We start from the raw sequence: 3,970 nt of genomic DNA, 5'->3' as shown, positions 1-3,970 counted from the left end.
TAAGCATAACTCAGTCCTCTTTTTTGCCTTTTTGTTTCTGGAAAATCAAAACTCGCAAAATTTGGACTGAGTTTCTTTGACACTCCTACCATTTTGAAAAGTTATATAACAATATCCCCATACCAAGGGCCAAGTTTCATTATTGGCATCTTTGAAACTGAGCAACTGGTAGAGCAAGCAAAAAAAGAGTATTCCAGTCAGATGAATCAAGACGATGGAGTGTTGCGGGAAGCTATAGATATCCAAACGATCCAAACTAGCTATGTTTTAGATTCAAATGGTTATGTTGTGTCCAGATATTCAGAAGGATTTGGTCAAACATATCGTGACTCTATCAATCTCTATAATGATAAAAGTATAGCTGAACAAGAAAGAGATAAATTACAAGACCTTATTGATTTTGAGGAAATTACATTTCCTGAGTATTATGTAATGGAAGAAATAAAGCTGAATACATTAAGAAACATCAAAGAAACTGATTGGTTATCAAGTGATTACGGTGAAGGTAAGTGGGAATGAACGTTATTCAATCAATCCAATAAGCTGTCTTAGCTCTTATTACTGTCGTGTTCAGATAAGAGCTTTTATTTACCTGCCAGAGATACCCCCTATAAATCTTTTTCACCCTCTCAGTTATGCACCCTCTGCACATTCTCTTCAAAGCCTTGTCACATCTGGGTTTGCCGCAATTAATAGGATATTCATTAACTGTAACCCCTATTCACCTTTTTTACTCTAATGAAGAGAATGTATATTTGATGTATAGCTAAGAAATAACTATACATCTATTATTTTCCTTTAAATACAGATAGATATTTAAAATGATGTATGGAATGCAGACTAAAACCGAAAAAGTTTATAGCGGGGATTTAAAACCACCGCACTCAGGCACGGACGGCAACCACTCTTCAGCTTCTTCCGACAGTTCAACATTATACAAGTAACCTTTCTTAGTTCGCACTTTTCGATATTCCTTTCTGTATTCCAGCATAATTTTCGGTATCGATTCACCAAACTTAGTCAATGTGAGCGGACGTTCAAAGCCGTGCGCTTCCATAAATGAAAGGTAAGCATGATACAGATACAATCTTGGTGCGCGTGGGCTGATGTTCTTATTGCCCATCTTCATGCCCGTTGCATCATTGACAGACACCAGATAACCGCAAAAGCGATACAGCGGATCAGAATTGCTTTTCACCGTTAACGCTTCGTTAGAGTCGCGTTGCGCCTGTAGCAGCTTTTTAGCTTGGTTCTGGTCGGCAAATTCTGTTAATAGATGGCGGATAATAACAGGCAGTTCCCGGCTGATTTTCTCCGTCAACTGTGGATCTTTCTCTGACTCTTTAATCGGGATATTAAACGGAAATATCACCCGCCGCCGTGCTATGCCGCCGTTGCGTTCGGTGAAGCTCATCGGTTCGTTATTGGTCGCTAGTACAACCGCTTTAATCACGGTTGAGAACTGTTTCTCATATTTCCCGTCAACTTCAATCAGGTCGCCACCAGTAACCGCCTTAATGCCTGCGCCTTCACCGACATATTTAACCTGATCAGGCAGCGTAATCAGGCTCTTGCCGACAAACTGATAGCGGCCTCTGGCTTCGTCCAGCGCTCGCATATTGCCACTAGCGGTATTGTGTTCGCCTGCTAATAATGTCGCAATATAAGTAAAGATGCTTTTGCCGCTGCCGCCTTCCCCGTCACTTCAATAAATAACTGCCAGTCATAACGGTTTGCCAGAATCATAAACAGAGCCGCTTTGATACGATTCATCTTATTTTCATTGCTCCCCGCCGCATGGGATAGCCAGCGGTAAAAATCAGGAGCGTGATCTGGTAGGTTTTCACCCGTTACAGGTGGCGTAAAGGCAATGCCGTTATGATTGATAAGCCAGTGTTCTGGCTGGTGCGGGGTAAATTGTTGCGTCGATAAATCATACACACCATTACGAAAACCGATTAAATCCTGCCGTTGTTCACCGATAACCGGCACCTGTAATTTCATGGCACAGATAGCGTTATTGATCCCGTTCGGGCTATAAGGGGTTTCGTGCTGGTCAAAAATTGCCACCATTGCCCGGCGCAGCACGTTATCTGATACAGTTTCCCAAGTTGTACCGTTATAGTGATAAACCATTTCACTATCAGGATTAACTGCTACCTTGCCGTAGCGTTCCACCAGCAACGCCCCGCGCTGACTGGCTGCCATTTGTGCCAGATTGTTATTGGCCTTTTTGGGCTTCGCTTCTTGGATCACAACCGCTTCTGTTTCCATTTGTTTTTTCTCCCCTGCCTGATATAACCCGTTGCTGAATGCCTGCTTTGCTGCCTCAATGCCATGATGCTGGCGATAATCGTCCCAATCAGCTTTCGATGCCGTTGGCGGTAGCGTTACCCAGCCGTTAATCGCTATAGCGGCTTTCTCTGCCGCTATCTTGCCAACATTCTTTTTTAGCCTGCCGTTTTTGTCCCGCTCTTCCGGTTTGTGCCAATCATTATCAGCAGCAATGATGATTTTCGCGTCTGGCCATTGCGCCCTGACTTGCTCAGAAACAGTCAGTAAATTACTTTCATCAATGGCTGCCAGTACCATACCTTTATGTAACTGCCTGACCGTTAGCGCGGTGGCGTAACCTTCGGTAATGATGAAAGTGTCTAGCGTTCCGGTAATTTTGGATAAGGGGATAAAACTGCCTTTTTTCTGCGTGCCAGCCACAAGACGTTTTTCACCGTTCGGCTTAATGATCTGTGCGCCCGTGATTGTGCCATCCAATGCCTGAGTGACCAGCAATAAAGATCCATCTTTCAATAGTCGCTGATTGGGGCATTGCAGCCCCTTTTTAGTCAGATATTGAGATTCACCCGTAACCGTGCTGGCAACCAGTGCCGCAATGCGTTCAGCAATCGGCTTTGTCGTTGTTGGTTGCTCTTTAACGGGTTTAGGTTCGGGAAAAGGCATTACCAGCACCTCAGCCACCAGCTTAGCCGCTGCAAAAACCGTGACCCCTTTGCTTCTCGCTACCAAGTCTAGCCCATCACCGTGATTCGGTTCATCACACTGGCGACAATGCCAGTCGCCATGATGGTTATCATCGATAAAGTGAAAACGGTCAGTGCCGCCGCATATCGGGCAAGCGCCATGCTTGCCTCTTGCCGGAACGTCAATCCCACAGGCGGGCAATAAAAGTTGCCAGTGACTGGCGGCGGATTGTTTAACCGCTCGGATTACGTCAATCGGACGACTTTTCTGGTTATTCTTTCCTTGACTCATGATTACTCATCCTCGCCATTAACTGCTGCATAAAGCGAATAGTAGACTTCCTGATTGATGTCACAGGCCAGCGAAAGCAAATCATGTAATTCTTCCGAACAGTGTTGGCTGGCCTGCTCAAGAATGACCTCATATAAAGAGGTACATAAACCCGCACGAAATGAAGCCTGACCTAATGGATCGGATTTCCTGTATAAAATGCAATTTAATAATTTATTCATCGGTGGCTGCGGAGCATGTTTCAACAGGGCGTGGTGAACCTCCTGATGAACGCCATGCGCCAATGCAATTAGGTTATTTAAATTGGTTTCGCAGCGTTCATCTTTGGCTTTTTTGGTAATGAATGTAAAAAGTGAAATACCCAGATTTGTACGATGCAGCGCTTGTTTTAGTGAGATGGGTTTATTGCTCATGGTGTGCCTCCTGACGTGATACGAAGATCAGAGAGGAGATGCCAGCCAATAGGCGAGCTTCATTTTCACTACTTGCCAGAACAATAACCAAGCGCAATGGGTAAAGATCCACCAGCCGATGAGTACCGGATGCAATTAGGAATGTAAATTTTAGGCGAGTTTGGTTAGACTGTGTGTCAGTAACCATTCACCAGCCCTGTATTGACTAGCAGGGAAGCAGATTAAAGACATCCGGATAGGGCTGTTTTCGGGTCACCGCTGTCGCGATTTCACTGAGTACATCCAGT

General features: G+C 44.6%; 3 protein-coding genes and 1 pseudogene. 1 reads left to right on the top strand and 3 read right to left on the bottom strand.

Features of this window, described 5'->3' with window-relative positions:
- Positions 1-201 precede the first annotated feature (201 nt).
- Positions 202-519: a hypothetical protein gene (locus tag AAC854_RS21655; protein ID WP_340618902.1), complete on the top strand. Its 318-nt coding sequence runs from the start codon at positions 202-204 to the stop codon at positions 517-519.
- A 337-nt stretch (positions 520-856) separates the two neighbouring features.
- Here AAC854_RS21655 and AAC854_RS21650 read toward each other — a convergent pair.
- The 3 genes and pseudogenes from AAC854_RS21650 to AAC854_RS21640 form a co-directional block, all read right to left on the bottom strand.
- Positions 857-3,270, bottom strand: a pseudogene (locus AAC854_RS21650) (primase-like DNA-binding domain-containing protein).
- A gap of 2 nt (positions 3,271-3,272) precedes the next feature.
- Entirely contained in the window at positions 3,273-3,683 is a 411-nt protein-coding gene (locus AAC854_RS21645; protein WP_340618901.1) for a hypothetical protein, read from the bottom strand.
- Positions 3,673-3,870, bottom strand: coding sequence for a hypothetical protein (locus AAC854_RS21640; RefSeq protein ID WP_340618900.1), 198 nt, complete (start codon positions 3,868-3,870; stop codon positions 3,673-3,675). The genes AAC854_RS21645 and AAC854_RS21640 overlap by 11 nt, the downstream gene beginning before the upstream one ends.
- Positions 3,871-3,970: the final 100 nt, after the last annotated feature.

The organism is Xenorhabdus entomophaga (genome assembly GCF_037996725.1).
Classification (GTDB): Bacteria; Pseudomonadota; Gammaproteobacteria; order Enterobacterales; family Enterobacteriaceae; genus Xenorhabdus; species Xenorhabdus khoisanae.
Note: the sequence above shows the minus strand (reverse complement) of the source record. Positions and strands in the feature narration are given on the sequence as shown.